The sequence below is a fragment of the Nocardia sp. NBC_00565 genome (assembly GCF_036345915.1).
Classification (GTDB): domain Bacteria; phylum Actinomycetota; class Actinomycetes; order Mycobacteriales; family Mycobacteriaceae; genus Nocardia.
The window spans coordinates 1,662,574-1,678,707 of the sequence record NZ_CP107785.1 but is presented as its reverse complement, the minus strand read 5'-3'; the positions used below and the strand labels follow the sequence as shown (position 1 = coordinate 1,678,707).

The 16,134-nt window shown below is 65.8% G+C and carries 16 protein-coding genes; 7 read left to right on the top strand and 9 right to left on the bottom strand.

The features are described from left to right. Nucleotides 1–248 precede the first annotated feature (248 nt). Genes OG874_RS08135 through OG874_RS08110 form a run of 6 tightly spaced genes read left to right on the top strand, consistent with a single transcriptional unit; the run spans nucleotide 249 to nucleotide 6,979 of the window. A complete protein-coding gene (locus OG874_RS08135) occupies nucleotides 249–1,034 on the top strand; it encodes a GntR family transcriptional regulator (protein WP_330254502.1) in 786 nt (261 codons plus the stop codon). Further along, a complete protein-coding gene (locus OG874_RS08130) occupies nucleotides 1,034–1,261 on the top strand; it encodes a 4Fe-4S dicluster domain-containing protein (RefSeq protein ID WP_067844087.1) in 228 nt (75 codons plus the stop codon). Before OG874_RS08135 ends, OG874_RS08130 begins: the two co-directional genes overlap by 1 nt. A gap of 30 nt (nucleotides 1,262–1,291) precedes the next feature. Beyond that, entirely contained in the window at nucleotides 1,292–2,719 is a 1,428-nt protein-coding gene (locus OG874_RS08125) for an ABC transporter substrate-binding protein (protein WP_330254501.1), read from the top strand. Next, complete coding sequence (locus tag OG874_RS08120; RefSeq protein ID WP_330254500.1) at nucleotides 2,716–3,558, top strand: ABC transporter permease; 843 nt, start codon at nucleotides 2,716–2,718, stop codon at nucleotides 3,556–3,558. Before OG874_RS08125 ends, OG874_RS08120 begins: the two co-directional genes overlap by 4 nt. Beyond that, nucleotides 3,555–4,313: an ABC transporter ATP-binding protein gene (locus OG874_RS08115; RefSeq protein WP_330254499.1), complete on the top strand. Its 759-nt coding sequence runs from the start codon at nucleotides 3,555–3,557 to the stop codon at nucleotides 4,311–4,313. Before OG874_RS08120 ends, OG874_RS08115 begins: the two co-directional genes overlap by 4 nt. Continuing rightward, complete coding sequence (locus OG874_RS08110) at nucleotides 4,310–6,979, top strand: fumarate reductase/succinate dehydrogenase flavoprotein subunit (protein ID WP_330254498.1); 2,670 nt, start codon at nucleotides 4,310–4,312, stop codon at nucleotides 6,977–6,979. Before OG874_RS08115 ends, OG874_RS08110 begins: the two co-directional genes overlap by 4 nt. Before the next feature lie 28 nt (nucleotides 6,980–7,007). Here the strand turns inward: OG874_RS08110 and OG874_RS08105 are convergent, their stop codons facing one another. The 3 genes from OG874_RS08105 to OG874_RS08095 all read right to left on the bottom strand — a co-directional run bounded on the left by OG874_RS08105 (nucleotide 7,008) and on the right by OG874_RS08095 (nucleotide 8,411). Further along, a complete protein-coding gene (locus OG874_RS08105) occupies nucleotides 7,008–7,175 on the bottom strand; it encodes a hypothetical protein (RefSeq protein ID WP_330254497.1) in 168 nt (55 codons plus the stop codon). Between the two features lie 169 nt (nucleotides 7,176–7,344). Continuing rightward, nucleotides 7,345–7,710, bottom strand: a complete 366-nt coding sequence (locus tag OG874_RS08100; protein WP_330254496.1) for a hypothetical protein — start codon at nucleotides 7,708–7,710, stop codon at nucleotides 7,345–7,347. Nucleotides 7,711–7,823: 113 nt separating this feature from the next. Beyond that, nucleotides 7,824–8,411 carry an NAD-dependent epimerase/dehydratase family protein gene (locus OG874_RS08095; RefSeq protein WP_330254495.1) on the bottom strand — a complete coding sequence of 196 codons (588 nt, stop codon included), beginning with the start codon at nucleotides 8,409–8,411 and terminating at the stop codon, nucleotides 7,824–7,826. Between the two features lie 99 nt (nucleotides 8,412–8,510). Here OG874_RS08095 and OG874_RS08090 point away from each other — a divergent pair, with 99 nt between their 5' ends. Further along, the gene (locus OG874_RS08090; RefSeq protein WP_330254494.1) at nucleotides 8,511–9,005 is read left to right on the top strand and encodes a phosphoribosyltransferase; all 495 of its coding nucleotides are present in this window, start codon (nucleotides 8,511–8,513) and stop codon (nucleotides 9,003–9,005) included. On the opposite strand, the gene OG874_RS44665 is transcribed toward OG874_RS08090, so the two are convergent. The 6 genes from OG874_RS44665 to OG874_RS08065 form a co-directional block, all read right to left on the bottom strand. Continuing rightward, a complete protein-coding gene (locus OG874_RS44665) occupies nucleotides 8,941–9,294 on the bottom strand; it encodes a DoxX family protein (RefSeq protein WP_442943384.1) in 354 nt (117 codons plus the stop codon). The genes OG874_RS08090 and OG874_RS44665 overlap by 65 nt on opposite strands. An 82-nt stretch (nucleotides 9,295–9,376) precedes the next feature. Then, entirely contained in the window at nucleotides 9,377–10,594 is a 1,218-nt protein-coding gene (locus tag OG874_RS08085; RefSeq protein ID WP_330254493.1) for a CaiB/BaiF CoA transferase family protein, read from the bottom strand. A gap of 81 nt (nucleotides 10,595–10,675) precedes the next feature. Next, complete coding sequence (locus tag OG874_RS08080; protein WP_330254492.1) at nucleotides 10,676–12,151, bottom strand: aldehyde dehydrogenase family protein; 1,476 nt, start codon at nucleotides 12,149–12,151, stop codon at nucleotides 10,676–10,678. 56 nt (nucleotides 12,152–12,207) lie between these two features. Further along, nucleotides 12,208–13,557: a homogentisate 1,2-dioxygenase gene (hmgA, locus tag OG874_RS08075; protein WP_330254491.1), complete on the bottom strand. Its 1,350-nt coding sequence runs from the start codon at nucleotides 13,555–13,557 to the stop codon at nucleotides 12,208–12,210. Nucleotides 13,558–13,615: 58 nt separating this feature from the next. Then, entirely contained in the window at nucleotides 13,616–14,680 is a 1,065-nt protein-coding gene (locus tag OG874_RS08070; protein ID WP_330254490.1) for a lipocalin-like domain-containing protein, read from the bottom strand. A gap of 111 nt (nucleotides 14,681–14,791) precedes the next feature. Then, the gene (locus tag OG874_RS08065) at nucleotides 14,792–16,087 is read right to left on the bottom strand and encodes an oxygenase MpaB family protein (protein ID WP_330254489.1); all 1,296 of its coding nucleotides are present in this window, start codon (nucleotides 16,085–16,087) and stop codon (nucleotides 14,792–14,794) included. Between the last annotated feature and the right edge of the window lie 47 nt (nucleotides 16,088–16,134).

Here is a 16,134-nt window from a genome sequence, read left to right as displayed (position 1 = left end):
GCGTCCCTCCGCGGAGTGATGCCGCGCTACTCGACGATCCGGATAATCTCCTACCCGGCCCGGCCATCTCCGTCTTTCGAATCTGCGTGATCGAAACCCGCGGCCTTCGCGGTGGGTGGCGCAATAACCACTGGATAGCCTATTCGCCCAGGTCAGCTGAGGTCAGGGGCGGCGCAATAACATCCCTTGAATTGCGGTGCCTTCGACGTGGGATTCGCGGCCGAGAAAGCCAACTATCGTCGCTATCCATGCAGGTCAGCGAGAGAAAGGCGGCGGAGGTGGCGGCAGAGCCGACGCCCGTGCGGCGCTTGCGGGCCGATCTGGCGCGGCGGGTGGCCGACGTACTGCGTCATCAGATCCATGCCGGGGCGTTCGACGAGGTGTTGCCGAGTGAGCAGCAGCTCGTCGCGGAATTCGACGCCTCGCGCAATACCGTCCGGGACGCGCTGGCGATGCTCAAGGAGGAGGGCCTGATCGATCGGGTGCCGAAGGTGGGCACTCGCGTCGCGAAGCGGAAGTACGACCACGGGCTGGACCAGCTGCTCGGCCTGCAGGAGACGTTGAAGGGGCACGGCACGGTGCGCAACGAGGTGCGCTCGGCCCTGCATGTCACCGCGCCGCCCGCGGTCGCGCGCCGGCTGGGGCTCGATCCCGGTGCGCGCGTGGTGTATATCGAACGACTGCGCTACCTCGCGGATCTGCCGCTGAGCCTGGATCTGACCTATCTCGCACCCGATATCGGCACCGAGATCCTCGGGCACGATCTGGAGACCAACGACATCTTCGTCCTGATCGAACAGATCAGCGGCGGCCCGCTCGGCTCCGCCGACCTCGCGCTGGAAGCGATCACCGCCGACGCCCACACCGCCGCCACCCTGGAAACCCCCGAGGGCGCGGCGCTGCTGATGCTCGAACGACTGACCCGCCTCGACGACGGCCGCCCGGTCGATCTGGAGTACATCCGGATGCGCGGGGACCGAATCACCATGCGCGGCAGTCTCATCCGCAGCGCACCCGAATGGAAGGTCATCTGATGGCACTCGCGAACCAGCGCGCCGATATCCCGGTCACCATCGACGAATCGCTCTGCATCCAGGGCTGCACGCTGTGTGTGGAAATCTGCCCACTCGATTCGCTGGCCATCAATCCCGAGAACGGCAAGGCCTTCATGCATGTGGACGAGTGCTGGTACTGCGGCCCGTGCGCGGCTCGCTGCCCGACCGGCGCGGTCACCGTCAATATGCCCTACCTGCTCCGCTGAATTCCACCACCAGAGAACCAGAGCTCCCCCATGAAGAAGCGCCTCGCTCCGCTCGTCCTCGCCATCGCGCTCGCCGCGGCCGGCTGCTCACTGCAGAGTTCGGACAACACCCCGGCCGGAACCGTCAAGGTCGTCCTCGGCTATCAGTCCAAGACCATCAACACCGTCACGGCGGGCACCCTACTCAAGGCAAAGGGCTTCCTGGAGCAGCGGTTACAGAAGATCACCGACGGCGGCGGGGCCAAATACCAGGTCGAGTGGCAGGACTACGACACCGGTGCGCCGATCACCGCGCAGATGCTCGCCGAGAAGATCGATATCGGATCGATGGGCGACTATCCGATGCTGATCAATGGATCTCGCACTCAGGCCAATGAGCGGGCGAAGACCGCGCTGGTGTCGGTCACCGGGTACAACCCCAGGGGCGCGCTGAATATGGTTGTGGTGCCCCAGGATTCGACCGCCTCATCGATCAATGACCTGGCCGGACAGAAGATTTCGGCCAGCGTCGGCTCCGCCGGACACGGCACCCTCGTACAGGCGCTGTCCCGCGCGGGCGTGGACCCGGCCAAGGGCGTGGAGGTACTGAACCAGCAGCCGCAGATCGGCGCCACCGCGCTGGAATCGCACCAGGTGAGCGCGCTCGCCCAGTTCGTGGCCTGGCCCGGACTCCTGGTGTTCCAGAACAAGGCCAAGTTGCTGTACGACGGTGCCGAACTCGGCGTACCGACCTTCCACGGTGTGGTCGCCCGGCGCTCGTACACCGCCGATCATCCCGAGGTGCTGCAGGCCTTCCTCGCCGCCCAACTCGACGCGACCACCTTCCTGCGTGAGCAGCCATTCGAGGCCGCGAAAATCGTGGCCGACGGTGCCGGCCTGCCGCCGGAGGTCGTGTACCTCTACAACGGCCCGGGCGGCACGTCTTTCGACACCACGATCAAGCCGAGCCTGGTCGAGGCGCTCAAGGGCGATGTGCAGTATCTGAAGTCGATCGGTGATTTCGCCGAACTCGATATCGACCGCTTCGTCGATCCCGCACCGCTGCGCAAGGCGTTCGCCGAGACCGGCCAGGGCGATTACGATCAGGCGCTCGCCGTCACCGCCAACCCCAGCCGGGTCACCGGCACCGACCCGATCTGCGCACGTGCCGTGGACAATTCGGCGCAGGCGGGCGAGCTGTGGCTCGACGGCGCGGACCGGCCGCAACCCGCCGCCGACGCCACCTGCCTGCTACGCGCGGTACAGGCCGCCAAGGCACAGGGCAAGGTGATCCGCGCGGCCTACATCCCGGACGCCGAACTCGGCACGCGATGGTTCGCCGATAAGGCGACCTGGCTGCGCGACGGCAATACCTTCCTGCCGTTCACGACTCCCGCTGCCGCGCAACGGTATCGGCAGGCACACGCGGCCGCCGTGCCGATCGCCTACGACCAGGCCGTGACGGAGGTGCGCGGATGAGTACAGCGGCGCTGGTCGGCCCGGTGGTGGCCGACGGCGGCGAGACCACCACGGCGCGCGGACGCTCCGCGTGGCGCACCCGCCTGCTCCAAGTGGCTTCGGTCGCGACCGCCATCGGGCTGTGGCAGCTGCTCACCGCCAACAATGTCCGATTCTGGTTGCGCTTCGACACGCTGCCCACGGTGACCGAGATCGTCGCCGAATTCGGTCGGCAGTTCCACAAGAACCAGTACTACGTGGATGTCGCGCAGTCGCTGATCCGGATCCTCACCGGATTCGGTCTCGCGGCGGTGGTCGGCGTGCTCGCCGGTATCGGGCTCGGTCGTTCCGGGCTGCTGGCCGCGGTATTCGGCCCGCTCACTGAGCTGGCCCGGCCGATCCCGGCGATCGCGCTGGTGCCGGTGGCGATTCTGCTGTTCCCGAGCGACGAGTCCGGCATCGTCTTCATCACCTTCACGGCCTCGCTGTTCCCGGTGCTGGTGAGCACCAGGCACGCGGTGCGCGCACTGCCCACCATCTGGGAGGACGCGTTGCGCACATTGGGCGCATCGCGCACCGATGTGCTTGTGCGGGTGGTCTTTCCGGGCATCCTGCCGGGCGTTTTCAGTGGTTTGTCGGTCGGCATGGGAGTGGCGTGGATCTGCCTCATCTCGGCCGAGATGATCTCCGGACGCCTCGGCATCGGCTACCGGACCTGGCAGGCCTACACCATTGTCGACTACCCGGGGGTCTTCGTCGGGATGATCACCATCGGCGTCCTCGGCTTCGGCACCTCCGGCATCGTCGAATTGGCCGGACGCCGCATCACCCGCTGGCTGCCGCGAGAGGTCGCCGAATGACTACCACCACGGCTCCCATCACCACGGCGACCGGCATGCGGTTGACCCTGGACGGAATTCGGATCGCGTACGGCACCAAGACCGTACTCGACCAGCTCGAGCTGGCCATCGCGCCCGGCGAAATCCTGGTCGTGGTCGGCAAATCCGGCTGTGGCAAGTCGACGCTGCTGCGCGCCATCGCCGGACTGCGCACCCCAGATGCCGGTGTCATCCGCGCCGACGGGACCCCGGTGACCGGCCCCACCGCCGACCGCGCGCTGGTCTTCCAGGACGACGCGCTGCTGCCGTGGCGCACCGCCCGGCAGAACATCGAACTCGCGCTGCAACTGCGCAAGGTGCCGCGCGCCGAACGCAAGGCGACGGCCCAGCATTGGGTGGACGAGGTCGGTCTCACCGCCTTCGCCGACTACCTCCCCCGCGATCTGTCCGGCGGCATGCGGCAGCGAGTCCAGTTGGCGCGCAGCCTTGCTGGATCACCTCGCGCGGTGCTGATGGACGAACCGTTCGGCGCGCTGGACACCCAGACCCGGGCGACCATGCAGCGCTTGCTGATCGACACCTGGCGCGCCCACCCGACCACCGTTGTGTTCGTCACCCACGATCTGGACGAGGCGCTGCTGATCGGCGACCGTATCGCAGTGCTGAGCAACGGGAATTCGGGTGGCGGTGCACTGCGCGCCCTGGTCGACGTGCCGGACCCACGCACGCCTGCGGATCGCAGCTCCGTGAAGGCCGAAATCTTGGAGAAGTTGTGAATATCCCGGAGCTATCCGATCGGGTCCGGCTCGACTGTGACGTGCTCGTCATCGGCGGCGGCACCGCGGGCACCATGGCCGCACTCACCGCCGCCGAGGCGGGCGCGAATGTGCTGCTGCTGGAGAAGGCACATGTGCGGCACTCCGGTGCGCTGGCCATGGGCATGGACGGGGTGAACAATGCGGTGATCCCGGGCAAGGCCGAACCGGAGGACTACGTCGCCGAGATCACCAGGGCCAACGACGGAATCGTCAACCAGCGCACCATCTATCAGACCGCGACGCGCGGATTCGCCATGGTGCAGCGGCTGGAACGCTACGGCGTGAAGTTCGAGAAGGACGAGTACGGCGAGTACGCGGTGCGCCGGGTGCACCGGTCCGGGTCCTATGTGCTGCCGATGCCCGAGGGCAAGGATGTGAAGAAGGCGCTGTATCGCGTACTGCGCCAGCGCAAGATGCGCGAGAAGATCCGCATCGAGAATCGGCTCATGCCGGTGCGGGTCCTCACCGTCGACGGCCGCGCGGTCGGCGCCGCCGCGTTGAATACGCGCACCGGCGAATTCGTGGCGGTGGGCGCGAAGGCGGTGATCCTGGCGACCGGGCCGTCGGGCCGATTGGGTCTGCCCGCATCGGGTTACCTGTACGGCACCTACGAGAATCCGACCAACGCGGGCGACGGCTATTCCATGGCCTATCACGCGGGAGCCGAACTCAGCGGCATCGAATGCTTCCAGATCAACCCGCTCATCAAGGATTACAACGGTCCGGCCTGCGCCTACGTCGCCAATCCGTTCGGCGGATATCAGGTGAACGCGCACGGCGAGCGATTCGTCGACTCCGACTACTGGTCCGGGCAGATGATGTCGGAGGTCAAGCGGGAGATCGAATCCGCGCGCGGGCCGATCTATCTCAAGGTCTCGCACCTGCCCGATGAGACGCTGTCCACGCTCGAGGGGATTCTGCACACCACCGAACGCCCGACGCGTGGCACCTTCCACGCCAACCGCGGCCACGACTACCGCACCCACGATATCGAGATGCACATCTCCGAAATCGGTTTGTGTGGTGGACATTCCGCCTCCGGCGTCTGGGTCGACGAACACGCGCGCACCACAGTGCCCGGGCTATACGCTGCGGGGGATCTGGCCTGCGTGCCACACAACTACATGATCGGCGCATTCGTCTTCGGTGATCTCGCGGGCGCGCACGCGGCATCGACACTGCCCGCAACCGATGCGCCGACCGATCTGCCGCAGGCGCAACTGGCCGAGGCGCACGAGCTGATCTACCGGCCGCTGCGCCAACCCGACGGCCCGCCCCAGCCGCAGGTCGAGTACAAGTTGCGCCGATTCGTGAACGACTATGTGGCACCGCCGAAAACGGCCGCGAAGCTCTCGATCGCGGTTGAGACGTTCGAGCGGATGCGCGGCGAGATCGCCGATATCGGCGCGCGCACACCGCACGAGCTGATGCGCGCGGTGGAGGTGTCCTTCATCCGCGACTGCGCCGAAATGGCGGCGCGCAGCTCGCTGACCCGCACCGAATCGCGGTGGGGGCTCTACCACGAGCGCGCGGACCTGCCGCAGCGCGACGACATCGAATGGCGCTATCACCTGAATCTGCGCAAGAACACCGACGGCGCAATGGAATTCCTGAAGCGGCCGGTCGCACCGTATCTGGTTCCGGTGCCGGGCCTGGACGATCTGCCCTCCACCGATCCCACCGTCGTCGCGGTCGAGCAGCCGGAGCTCATCGGCGGTCGCGCGCCCGCGGAGGCGCCGCGCACGGTTCGCGAATCGGTGCCACCGCCCTCGCCCCGGCTGGTCACGCTGCTCACATTGGACTCGCCTACCGTGCAGGATCTTTCGAGCTATCTGACCGACGCCGACGCGGGTGTTCGCGTGGCGGCGCTCTCGGTGCTGACCGAGAACACCCCCGAAGGTTTCGCACCGATCCTCATCGGCGCACTCGATGACGACGCGGCATCCGTGCGCGCGGCAGCGGCGGCGAGCCTGCGCGAACTGGTGGAGGTGCTGCCGGATTCGACCGGACTGGCCGACCGGATCGGCTCTCCCGATCCGGTCGTCCGCGCGACCGTGGTCGATCTGCTGCGCGCCCTGCGCGCCGGTTCGGCGGCGCAATTCGTTGCCGCACTGTCGGATTCGGATCATCGCGTGCGAATCGAAGCGGTGCGCGCATTGGTGTCCCTGGACGATTGGCAGGCCATCTCCGCAGCCGCGACCGATGACAACCGGGAGGTCCGCATCGCGGTCGCGTACGGTTTGGCCGCGGTGGGACGCTCGGGCGCCGACACCGCACGGTCCCTCGCCGACGATCCCGACCCGCTCGTCCGCGCGGCGGCACTGGCCGCCTTCGCGAGTCTCGGTGCCGCACAACAGGACACGGCCCTGCTCTCCGGCGCGCTCATACATTCCGCCTGGCAGGTCCGGGTCGGTGCGGCGCGCGGTCTGGCGGGCGCCGACCCCGCCCTCGCCATCACCGCCCTCACCGACGCCCTGCACGACCCCCACCTCGACGTACGCAAGGCCGCCGTGCTATCCCTGACCACCTGGCCGGACAGCGGCGCGGCCCACGACGCCCTGAAACAGGCGATCGACGACACCGACGCGGACGTACGCGCCTACGCCCGCCGCGCCATCGGCTGATACCTGGGTCGGCGGAACCACTGTGTGCTCAACGGAAGGCCGCGGCGTTCTCCTCGACCCACCGGCGGAATGGCCTGCCGGGCGCACCGGTGATCCGCGTGACCGTGTCGCGCGCCGCCAGCAGTTCGTCGTTGACGTCCCCGCCGGTTACATCCAGCACCGCATCCGCGGCCTCCGCACCGAAGATCGCCACCATATTCGACCGAATGGACCACCAACGAGAAACGGCTGTTGCAGCGGGCGGGTCTGCGTGACATCGACGCGATCGTGGCCGGACTACGCCCGGAACCCGCAGCCCTGGAGCAGGCGATCACCGAAGCGGAAAGGCTGTTCCACACCGCCGTCTGCGGAAACCCGAGTCCGGTTCACGCGCAGCGGAATTGGAAGCCGGCGACCGGTGACGCGTCGGGGGCCACGTTGATCTGAATGTAGGCGATGCTCGCCAACTCACAGCCGGACGGTACGGACGTCACCTCCGCTTGGTAGCAGCCGCTCGGGAAGGTTTGCGTCACGGTTCCGTCGGGGCCGGTCGTCAACGTGGCCAGGACCGGTCCGGCAGAGCAGGTGGTGATCTCGACACTCACGCCGGTCACCGCCAGTTGATCCGTGCCGGTGGTCGCCTGCACCTTCAGCGTGCCGTCGCCGGGCGCCGCCCCGGCAGCTCCGGAGCTGGGGAAAACAGCCAGCAATGCGGCCCCGAGAACGGATGTGACGAGCAGCGTGCTGCGCAAGCGGGTCTCCTTCGGTGGGTGCGAATCCGGATGATCAACCCCTGCCACCGTATTCCAAACCGACCGGCACGGCCACGACCCGCGACCGCCAGTCGTCCGGAACCGCCCGAGAATCAATCGACCGGATCCGCGATGATCACCACGCCGCTGGGCGCGTCCACCAGCGAAACCGTCCGCGCCGCGGCATCATCGATGTGCACTCGCGGATCACCGGGTAGCTCGCCTTCGTAATACGTTCCCGGACCGTAGAATTGGCCGTACCTCACGACCACGCCGTCGATATCGAGTACGGCGCCCTCGTGCTCCCGGATCACCGCATCGCGACCGGCGGGCGGCTCCCACGCGATGCTCTGGGCGAGAAAGTGTTTCGCACCCGCGGCCCGCGCGGCGGCGATCAGGTTGCGGGTGCCTTCGGAACGGATGCGCGCGTTCGCACCGGCGCGCCCCGGGAGCAACGCGGCATCGTCGGGGAGATCAGTGAGCTGGTGCATCACCAGATCGGGCCGGAAGGCGACGACTGCCGCGGTGAGCGCGTCGAGGTCGTACACATCGCAGACGAACGGCTCGGCACCGGCGGCGCGCACCTGATCGGCCTTGGCCGCCGACCGGGTCATCCCCGCCACCTCGTGCCCGGCCCCGACCAACAAGGGCAACAACCGTGTTCCGATGACGCCGGTCGCACCAGCCAGGAAGATCCGCATCCTTTCACTCTAATTCCGGAACGCCCGGACAGGATTCGGACACCGGCGTAGCTGGTCGTATGCTCTATGCCCGGCGGTATAGCGGCAGATGGAGGATCCATGGCGGATCGGGAAGTGTTGACCTGGGAATTGTTCGGGACGGCGAGCCGGGAACTCGCGACCGAGATCGCCAAGGACGGCTTCGAACCGGATCTGATCCTGTCGATCGCGCGCGGCGGCCTGTTCGTCGCGGGTGCGCTCGGCTACGCGCTGGACGTGAAGAACCTGCACGTGATGAACGTCGAGTTCTACACCGGCATCGACCAGCGCCTCGACCTACCCGTCATGCTGCCGCCGGTCCCGCAGGCGGTCGATCTGGCCGGTGCCACGGTCCTGGTCGCCGATGATGTAGCCGATACCGGGGCCACCCTGAAACTCGTGCGCGACTTCTGCGTCGACCACGTCGCCGAGGTCCGCTGCGCGGTCATCTATCAGAAGCCACACTCCGAGGTCGACTGCGAATACGTGTGGCGCCGCACGGACCGCTGGATCAACTTCCCATGGTCCACCGAACCCCCCGTCGTCGATCGACAAGCCCGCGTCCGGGACGCCTGACCGAAACACTCCGCAGAAGGAGTATCGTTGCGGCGCCGATGTCATGCCGACCGATGCGCAGGTGAGCACACGCCGCGCCGATGAAGTACACACTCGTGCACACTGCCGCCGCGAATCCGACTGCGGGAATGAAGATTCCAATTACCAGGCCGACAGCTCCGGTCTGCAGCGCGGCCGTCAACAGGTTCTGCATCGGTGCGGGGACGCCCACAGCATCGAGGGTGTCCACGATAGTTCGGTGGCGCATCGCTGAGGCGACCGCGGCGAGCGTCATCGCGGTGGCGAGCACAGCTGTTGAGACGACGTAGGCGAGGAACACGGCGGATTCAGCTCCTTTGCCGGGCGGATGATCAAATGGACTCGCACCTCGCTCAGATGACACCGGCCTCACGCAGCTCGCGGCGTTCGACGTCGCCGAGTCCGAGCAGGGTGCGGTAGACGTAATCGTTGTCGGATCCGGGTTCGGGGGGTCCTGCGTTGCGGACGCTGCCGGGTGTGGCACTGAGTTTCGGAACGATGCCGGGGCCTCGAACGGTCCGTCCGACGCGTTGGTCATAGTGGTCGACGATCATCTGTCGTGCCTGCATCTGCGGGTCGGCGACGACCTCGGCGATGGTGTTGACGCGTCCCGCGGCCACCCCGGCCGCGGCCAAGATTGTCGTGAGTTTGTCGGCGGTCCGCGCGCTGGCCCAGGTGGCGATGATGTCGTCGAGTTCGTCCTGGTTGCGGCCGCGGGCGCGGTGGTCGCTGAAGCGAGGGTCCGTCGCCAGGTCCGGTTGGCCCATAGCCCGGCACAGGCGCCCGAACACGCTGTCTTGGTTGGCGGCGATCACCAACCACACGCCGTCGTGGGTGCGGTAGAGGTTCGATGGCGCGATCCCCTCGAGGCGGGTGCCAGAGGGTCCGCGGATGATGCCGCCGATGTCGTAGTCGGCGATCGCCGATTCCTGGATTGCCAGGCACGCTTCGGTGAGCGCGACATCCACCACCTGTCCCTGCCCGGTCTGGCTGCGGTGATACAGAGCCGCCAGCACACCGTGGGCGGCGAACATGCCCGCCAGGCTGTCGCCCAGCGACAGCGCCAGCCGGGGCGGAGCTTGGCCGGGGTAGCCATTGAGGTGACGCAGCCCGCTCACCGCTTCGGCGACCGAGGCGTAGCCGGGCAGCTGCGCTGATGGTCCGGTCTGCCCGTAGCCGGATACTCGGGCCAGTACGAGTCCTGGATTGCGTTCGTGGAGAACGTCGTAGCCCAGGCCCCAGCCTTCCAGGGTGCCCGGCCGGAAGTTCTCTACGACGACGTCGCTGTGTGCGACCAGCTCCAGCAGCAACTCCCGTCCACGGGCCGCACGCAGGTTCAAGGTGATGGATTGTTTGTTGCGGGCCAGGGTCGTCCAATGGAAGTGGTGCCCGTCGTGCTCGGCTTGGCCCCAGGTGCGCAGCGGGTCACCGGCAGTCGGGGGTTCGATCTTGATGATCTGTGCACCCAGGTCGCCGAGCAGCCGAGCCGCGAAAGGCCCGGCGATCAGCGAGCCGAGTTCGAGTACTCGGATGCCGTCCAAGGGTCCGGTGATCTGTTGTTGTGCGTCCATCGAACTCCTGTATTGCAATTGCGTCGGTGTCTGCCTGCACGCAGTCCCCAGCTCGGGTCGCGGCGTCGAAGGCTGTCGGGTCTATATCCCGATGTGAACTGTCTTTTCCTCGGTGTCGGCTTCGATGCCGCTGCGTCCGAGTTCTCGGCCGATGCCTGAGCCCGCGCGACCACCCCATGGCAGTGCTGGATCCGGCACTCCCCACCCGTTGACCCACACCGTCCCGACCCGTAATTGCTCGGTGACGGCGAGCGCTCGCGACAGGTCGCTGGTGTAGACCATGGCGTTGAGCCCGTATTTGGTGGCATTGGCCAAGTGGATCGCTTCGTCGGTGTCTTTGAAACTGATCACGGTGGCCACCGGTCCGAAGATTTCCTCGCGCGCGATGGTCAGATCGTTGCTGCCGCGGAACACAGTAGGTTCGACGAAGTAACCACTGCGAGCGACACGTCCGCCTCCGGCGAGTAGTTCGGCGCCCTCCGCACGTCCGATGTCGATATAGCGCAGGATCTGGTCCAGCTGGCGGCCGTTGACGATGGCGCCCATCGTGCTGGCGGATGCGAACGGGTCTCCGATTTGTGCGTTTTCAGCGGCGTCGATAAGGCCTTCGATGACCTTGTCGACGATTGATTCGTGCGCCAGCACCCTGGTTCCGGCGGCACAGACCTGGCCTTGGTGATAAAAGTTGCCCATCGCGATCCACGGCATCGCTTGGTCGAGGTCGGCGTCGGCGAAGACCAGCTGCGGTGATTTTCCGCCGAGTTCCAGGGTTACTTTGCGGAAGGTATCTCCGGCCAAGCTTTGAATCTGTTTGCCGACGCGGAGGCTTCCGGTGAAGGAGATCTTGTCGATGCCGCTGTGACCGGCCAGCGCGGCTCCGGCCACCGCTCCCAGGCCCGGCACGATGTTGAGCACGCCGTCGGGCAGTCCGGCGTCGGCGAGCAGCTCGCCAAGGCGCAGGGTGGACAACGACGCGTCCTCGGCGGGTTTGATCACGGCCGTGCATCCAGCCGCCAATGCTGGCGCCAACTTCCAGGCGGCGATCAGTACCGGGTTGTTCCAGGGGGTGATCGCTCCCAGCACTCCCAGCGGTTGTCGGATGGTGTAGCCGAATCGTCGCTGGGGCCCGAAGTCGGGCAGCTGGACTGTGGTGCCGGTTACTTTGTCCGCCCAACCGGCGAAGTGCCGAAACGCTTCGGCGGCCGCCGGGATGTCACCGCGGACCGAGTCGTGGAACAGCTTGCCCATCTCCACCGCTTCCAATGCGGCCAGGTTGTGTGCGTCCTCCTCGATCAGCTGGGCGGCGCGTGTCAGAATTCGTCCGCGTTCGGAGCCGCTCATCCGCGACCATGGTCCGCCCTCCAGTTGCGCGCGGGCCGCCGCGACCGCGGTGTCGACATCCTCGGGTTGTGCCGCGGCGACGGTGGTGACCAGTTCTTCGGTGGACGGGTTGAACGACTCGTAGGTCTGCCCAGCATGCGCGCCGATATGTTGGCCGTTGATGCGTAACGTCGGCTCGGGCAGATCGAAGGCGGGGGTGATTGTTTCGGAGGTCATGGGGGTCTCCCAGTACAGCAGGGGATTTACGGGGGTCGGGCGGTGCGCGAGGCAGGTCAGTTCGGTGGGGTGAACAGCCGCTGCAAATCTGCCCACGACGTGTCGTAGTGCGGTTGGCGGTGGGGTGCGGCGTGGGCGAAGTCGGTGACCACCAACGGCCAGCGGGTCTCGAACATGAACGCCAGTGATCCCTCGATCTTCTGCGGTGTCAGTTCCGCGGTACTGGCTTTGTCGAACGTCTCGTGATCGGGACCGTGGGCGGACCACATGTTGTGCAAGCTGGCTCCGCCGGGCAGAAAACCCTCGGCCTTGGAATCGTGAACGCCCTGCACCAATCCCATGAACTCGGTCATCACATTGCGGTGGAAATGCGGAGGCCGGAAAGTGTGCTCGGCGACATTCCAGCGCGGAGGAAATGCCAAGAAATCGACGTTGGCTTGGCCGGGTGTGTCCGACAGCGAGGTCAGCACCGCGAAAATCGAGGGGTCCGGGTGATCGAAGCCGATCATGCCGACGGCGTTGAAATCGTCCAGGTCGAAGACGTAGGCGGCATGTGATCCGTGCCAGGCCACCACATCCAGTGGTGAATGGTCGTAGTCGGCGGCCCACAAGTGCCCTCCGAACTTTTGGACGACTTGCACCGGTCCGGTGTTGTCTTCGTAGGCGGCGACGGGATAGCGGAAATGGCGGGCATGGGCCAGCCCGTTGGCCCCGATCGGTCCCAGTTCGGGCAAGGTGAACGGCGCCCCGTAGTTCTCGCACACGTAGCCCACGGCGAGGGGGTCGAGCAGTTCGACCCGGAACCGGATGCCGCGTCCGATGACCGCGAATTGGGTAGGCGCTACCGCCAGCTTGCCGAACTCGGTATGTACCAGCAGCTGGCCCTGCTGAGGCACGACCAGCAACTCGCCGTCATTGTTGCCGAAGTAGCGCGACTGCATCGATCGTGTCGCCCGGTAGAGATGGATCGCGATTCCTTGCCGTTGCAGTACATTTCCGTTGGCGGCGAGGGTGTAGATGCTGTCGAGGAAGTCGGCCTCCGGCCACGTTTCGGGCAAGGGGTTCCATCGCAGCCGGTTCGGGTCGGCGACCCCGTCGAGAACCGGTGCACTGCGAAACGTGCGGTCATCGGCACGGGTAAACGGCGGATGCTTGGCCGAGGGGGTGATGCGGTAAACCCAGCTGCGTCGATTGACCACCCGTGGCTCGGTGAACGCTGTCGCCGAGAGCTGCTCGGTGTACAAACCGAACGGGGCTTTCTGTGGTGAGTTCTGATGCACCGGCAACGCGCCAGGTACTGCTTCGCTGCAATGTTCGTTGCCGAAGCCGCTCAAATACTTCAGACCCGCGACCGTATCCCGGGCGGGGTTCGGCTCGGGAGGCGCAGCAACTCTGGTGATCGTCATCGTGGGTGACTCTCCGGATCGCGACGAGAATGGGCCCCGACCGCGGGCGTTGTGATACTCATGTCAGAGCGACGAGTTCGTGCAGGGTGGTGCCGGTATATTGTTGGGAACCGCTATCGGTGTGAACAGTCAATTCGACGGCGGACTCGAAGCGGAAATACGCCGGGTGTCCGATCGCGAAATGCATCAAAGGCTTGATCAGCCGGGACCGCACGATGGGGAAATCGTCGATGAGGTCGTGGGCGTGAATGACCGACTGAACGGTCAGCCGCAGCTCGAGCCGACCAGGAACCTGGAGCTCGATCCATTCCGGATATTCCCGGTCGGCGATCGGGTTGTATCGACCCGGGCCTTCGGTCAGGGCCATTTCGCCGGTCGACAAGATGATGTCGGCGCCTTTTGCCAACATCAGTGGGGCGATGTCGTGCGAACCGTGCTGTTTCTGGGTGCGAACGTTCGCATACAGCAGCGAGTATTCCTGGACATACAGCCGTCCCCAGTGCCAACGGTCGATGACTTTCTTCATGTCACCGACACCCCAGTTGTGGTCGGCATACCCCCGCCCGGTGACCGTGAGGACTTTCCCGTCGATTTGGACGGTCCCGGTCACTCGGGCGCGCGGTGCACCGACGACCCAACCGAAGCTGTCGGTCGCACCGAAACGGGTCTCACCTTGTCCTGGCATCCAACTGGGCGTCTCGTTGTGGAACTGCAAGTCGAATACCAGGTCGCCTTCCACGAAGTGAACATGGTGGATCGGCAGACCGGTCGCGGGGAACTCGGTGCGAGCGGTGTTGGATCCGATGCGGACATCACAACCCGATGTGGAGAACGACGCCGCTGCCCGCGGATATCGCTTGGCCACCTGGCGTCGTGAACCGTCCGGGTTATAGACGATCATTTCTACCCAGGGACGGGCGTTGGGCAGATCCTCGGGTCGACGTTTCGTGAGAAACCCGATCACGGTGTGCCCACTGTCGAGATGAGCATCGAAGTACCAATGCTCGAAGGCGAGTTTATTCGACGAGGGATGCAAGCCGTTGTGGCGCGCCTGCACAGTGGTCAATGTTCCGTCCAGACGGCCGGGACCGTTCCATGCTTCGATGATTTCGGTGGGGGTCATGTGTCTTTCCAGTCGTCGGCCACGTCATCCCTATCGATCACGGCCAGGAGAGTAGGTGGGGAGGCTGCCATCCCCGCCGCGCAACTGCACGCGGCAGTGACGCGGCACCGATCAGCGCCGCAGCGCCCCGCTGGCGTCGAATTGGGCTTGCCTGCCTTGCATTTGGGCGCGGTACCAGTTCTCGCGGTGCCAGAGCATGAGTTTTTCGTGGATCCGCGCGAACGGCGGAAACAGCCGACGTGCCAGCTCCATCACGGTGATCAGCGGGAATCGTGCGATCGGAATCATGATCCACGGAAAAGCTGGCGGCATACGGTAGCGGCGCCGGGTCCGCGGGGCCATATACATCGCCGAATAGACGGAATTGATACGGAAGTTGTAGACCTCGCGTAAACGGGTCAATCCGCGGTGGCCGTCGCGCGGCGCGAACGCCATCGGGTAGGACTCGATGAGTTCGGCACCGTGGTGCCCGGCATCGTAGGAACGCGACGCGATCGTCATCGCCAAAACCCGCAAGGAGTCGACCACTGATTCCGGATACCACCGCAGCCGAACCCCCAGCACGTAGCCCATGTACTTCTGGAAATGCAGCAGGGCGCGGATCTCGGATGCAGTGGTTTGGTATCCCAGCAGCCACAGCCCCAGCCCCGGTGTGACGCTGCCAGCGAGCAGGGTGAGCAGTTGATAAGTCTGGCTGATGGGCAGCCCCCATTTGTCGATATCCCACTCCGGGTGACCGGCGACCCTGGCGCGGACCGAAACATGCATGACCCGGACCTTCAATGCGGTCGCTCGCCCGTTCGAACCCGGTGTGAGCAGAGCGCCGGGTTGCGAGACGTCCATCCAGAAGCGGCTGGTCTCGAGGAATCGGCGCAGTGCACTGTCGCCCGCATAGCCCCCGGCCAGCGACAACGGGGTCGCCACCGCTGATTCGGTGTACATTTCCAAGGTTTCGGCACCGGCGAAACTGAACAGCATGGTTCCCCACCGCCGCCAAATCGCGGCCCCCTGTTCGACGAGCTCGGGCTGGACCCAGTCGGGTACGGTCTCGAACTCCGCGAACAGCGCTTTCATCGACTCCGGAGCCTCCGGCACCGAGTCGATGCCACCCGATAATGCGGCATCGAGCATCTGCCGTCCGCGCTGCGGCCCGATCTCGCCGTGCATCACCTCCGCGACGAACCTCTCCGCGACCGGGTCACCGGCGAAGAGGTCTTCACACAACGCCGCGGCCTGGCTCTCGGTGGGAAAAAGCGCACCACCGGTGATGGTTTTGACCAGTCGTTGCAGGCGTTGAACTTTCGGCGAGCGCAGCGATTCCCAATAGCGGAATGCGCTCGGACATTTCACCGGAGGTTCGCCGCCGCCGACCTGGCCGCGGGCCGTCGACGATGCTTGCACTGACATGGTGGCTTCTCCTTGTCCACGATATGCCGAGACCGGCTGTCCGGCAT

Excerpts from the sequence above, each read along its gene's own strand:
- OG874_RS08135 (WP_330254502.1), top strand. The coding sequence starts at position 249 with ATGCAGGTCAGCGAGAGAAAGGCGGCGGAGGTGGCGGCAGAGCCGACG.
- OG874_RS08130 (WP_067844087.1), top strand. The coding sequence starts at position 1,034 with ATGGCACTCGCGAACCAGCGCGCCGATATCCCGGTCACCATCGACGAA.
- OG874_RS08125 (WP_330254501.1), top strand. The coding sequence starts at position 1,292 with ATGAAGAAGCGCCTCGCTCCGCTCGTCCTCGCCATCGCGCTCGCCGCG.
- OG874_RS08120 (WP_330254500.1), top strand. The coding sequence starts at position 2,716 with ATGAGTACAGCGGCGCTGGTCGGCCCGGTGGTGGCCGACGGCGGCGAG.
- OG874_RS08115 (WP_330254499.1), top strand. The coding sequence starts at position 3,555 with ATGACTACCACCACGGCTCCCATCACCACGGCGACCGGCATGCGGTTG.
- OG874_RS08105 (WP_330254497.1), bottom strand. The coding sequence starts at position 7,175 with ATGGTGGCGATCTTCGGTGCGGAGGCCGCGGATGCGGTGCTGGATGTA.
- OG874_RS08095 (WP_330254495.1), bottom strand. The coding sequence starts at position 8,411 with ATGCGGATCTTCCTGGCTGGTGCGACCGGCGTCATCGGAACACGGTTG.
- OG874_RS08090 (WP_330254494.1), top strand. The coding sequence starts at position 8,511 with ATGGCGGATCGGGAAGTGTTGACCTGGGAATTGTTCGGGACGGCGAGC.
- OG874_RS08085 (WP_330254493.1), bottom strand. The coding sequence starts at position 10,594 with ATGGACGCACAACAACAGATCACCGGACCCTTGGACGGCATCCGAGTA.
- OG874_RS08080 (WP_330254492.1), bottom strand. The coding sequence starts at position 12,151 with ATGACCTCCGAAACAATCACCCCCGCCTTCGATCTGCCCGAGCCGACG.
- hmgA (WP_330254491.1), bottom strand. The coding sequence starts at position 13,557 with ATGACGATCACCAGAGTTGCTGCGCCTCCCGAGCCGAACCCCGCCCGG.
- OG874_RS08070 (WP_330254490.1), bottom strand. The coding sequence starts at position 14,680 with ATGACCCCCACCGAAATCATCGAAGCATGGAACGGTCCCGGCCGTCTG.
- OG874_RS08065 (WP_330254489.1), bottom strand. The coding sequence starts at position 16,087 with ATGTCAGTGCAAGCATCGTCGACGGCCCGCGGCCAGGTCGGCGGCGGC.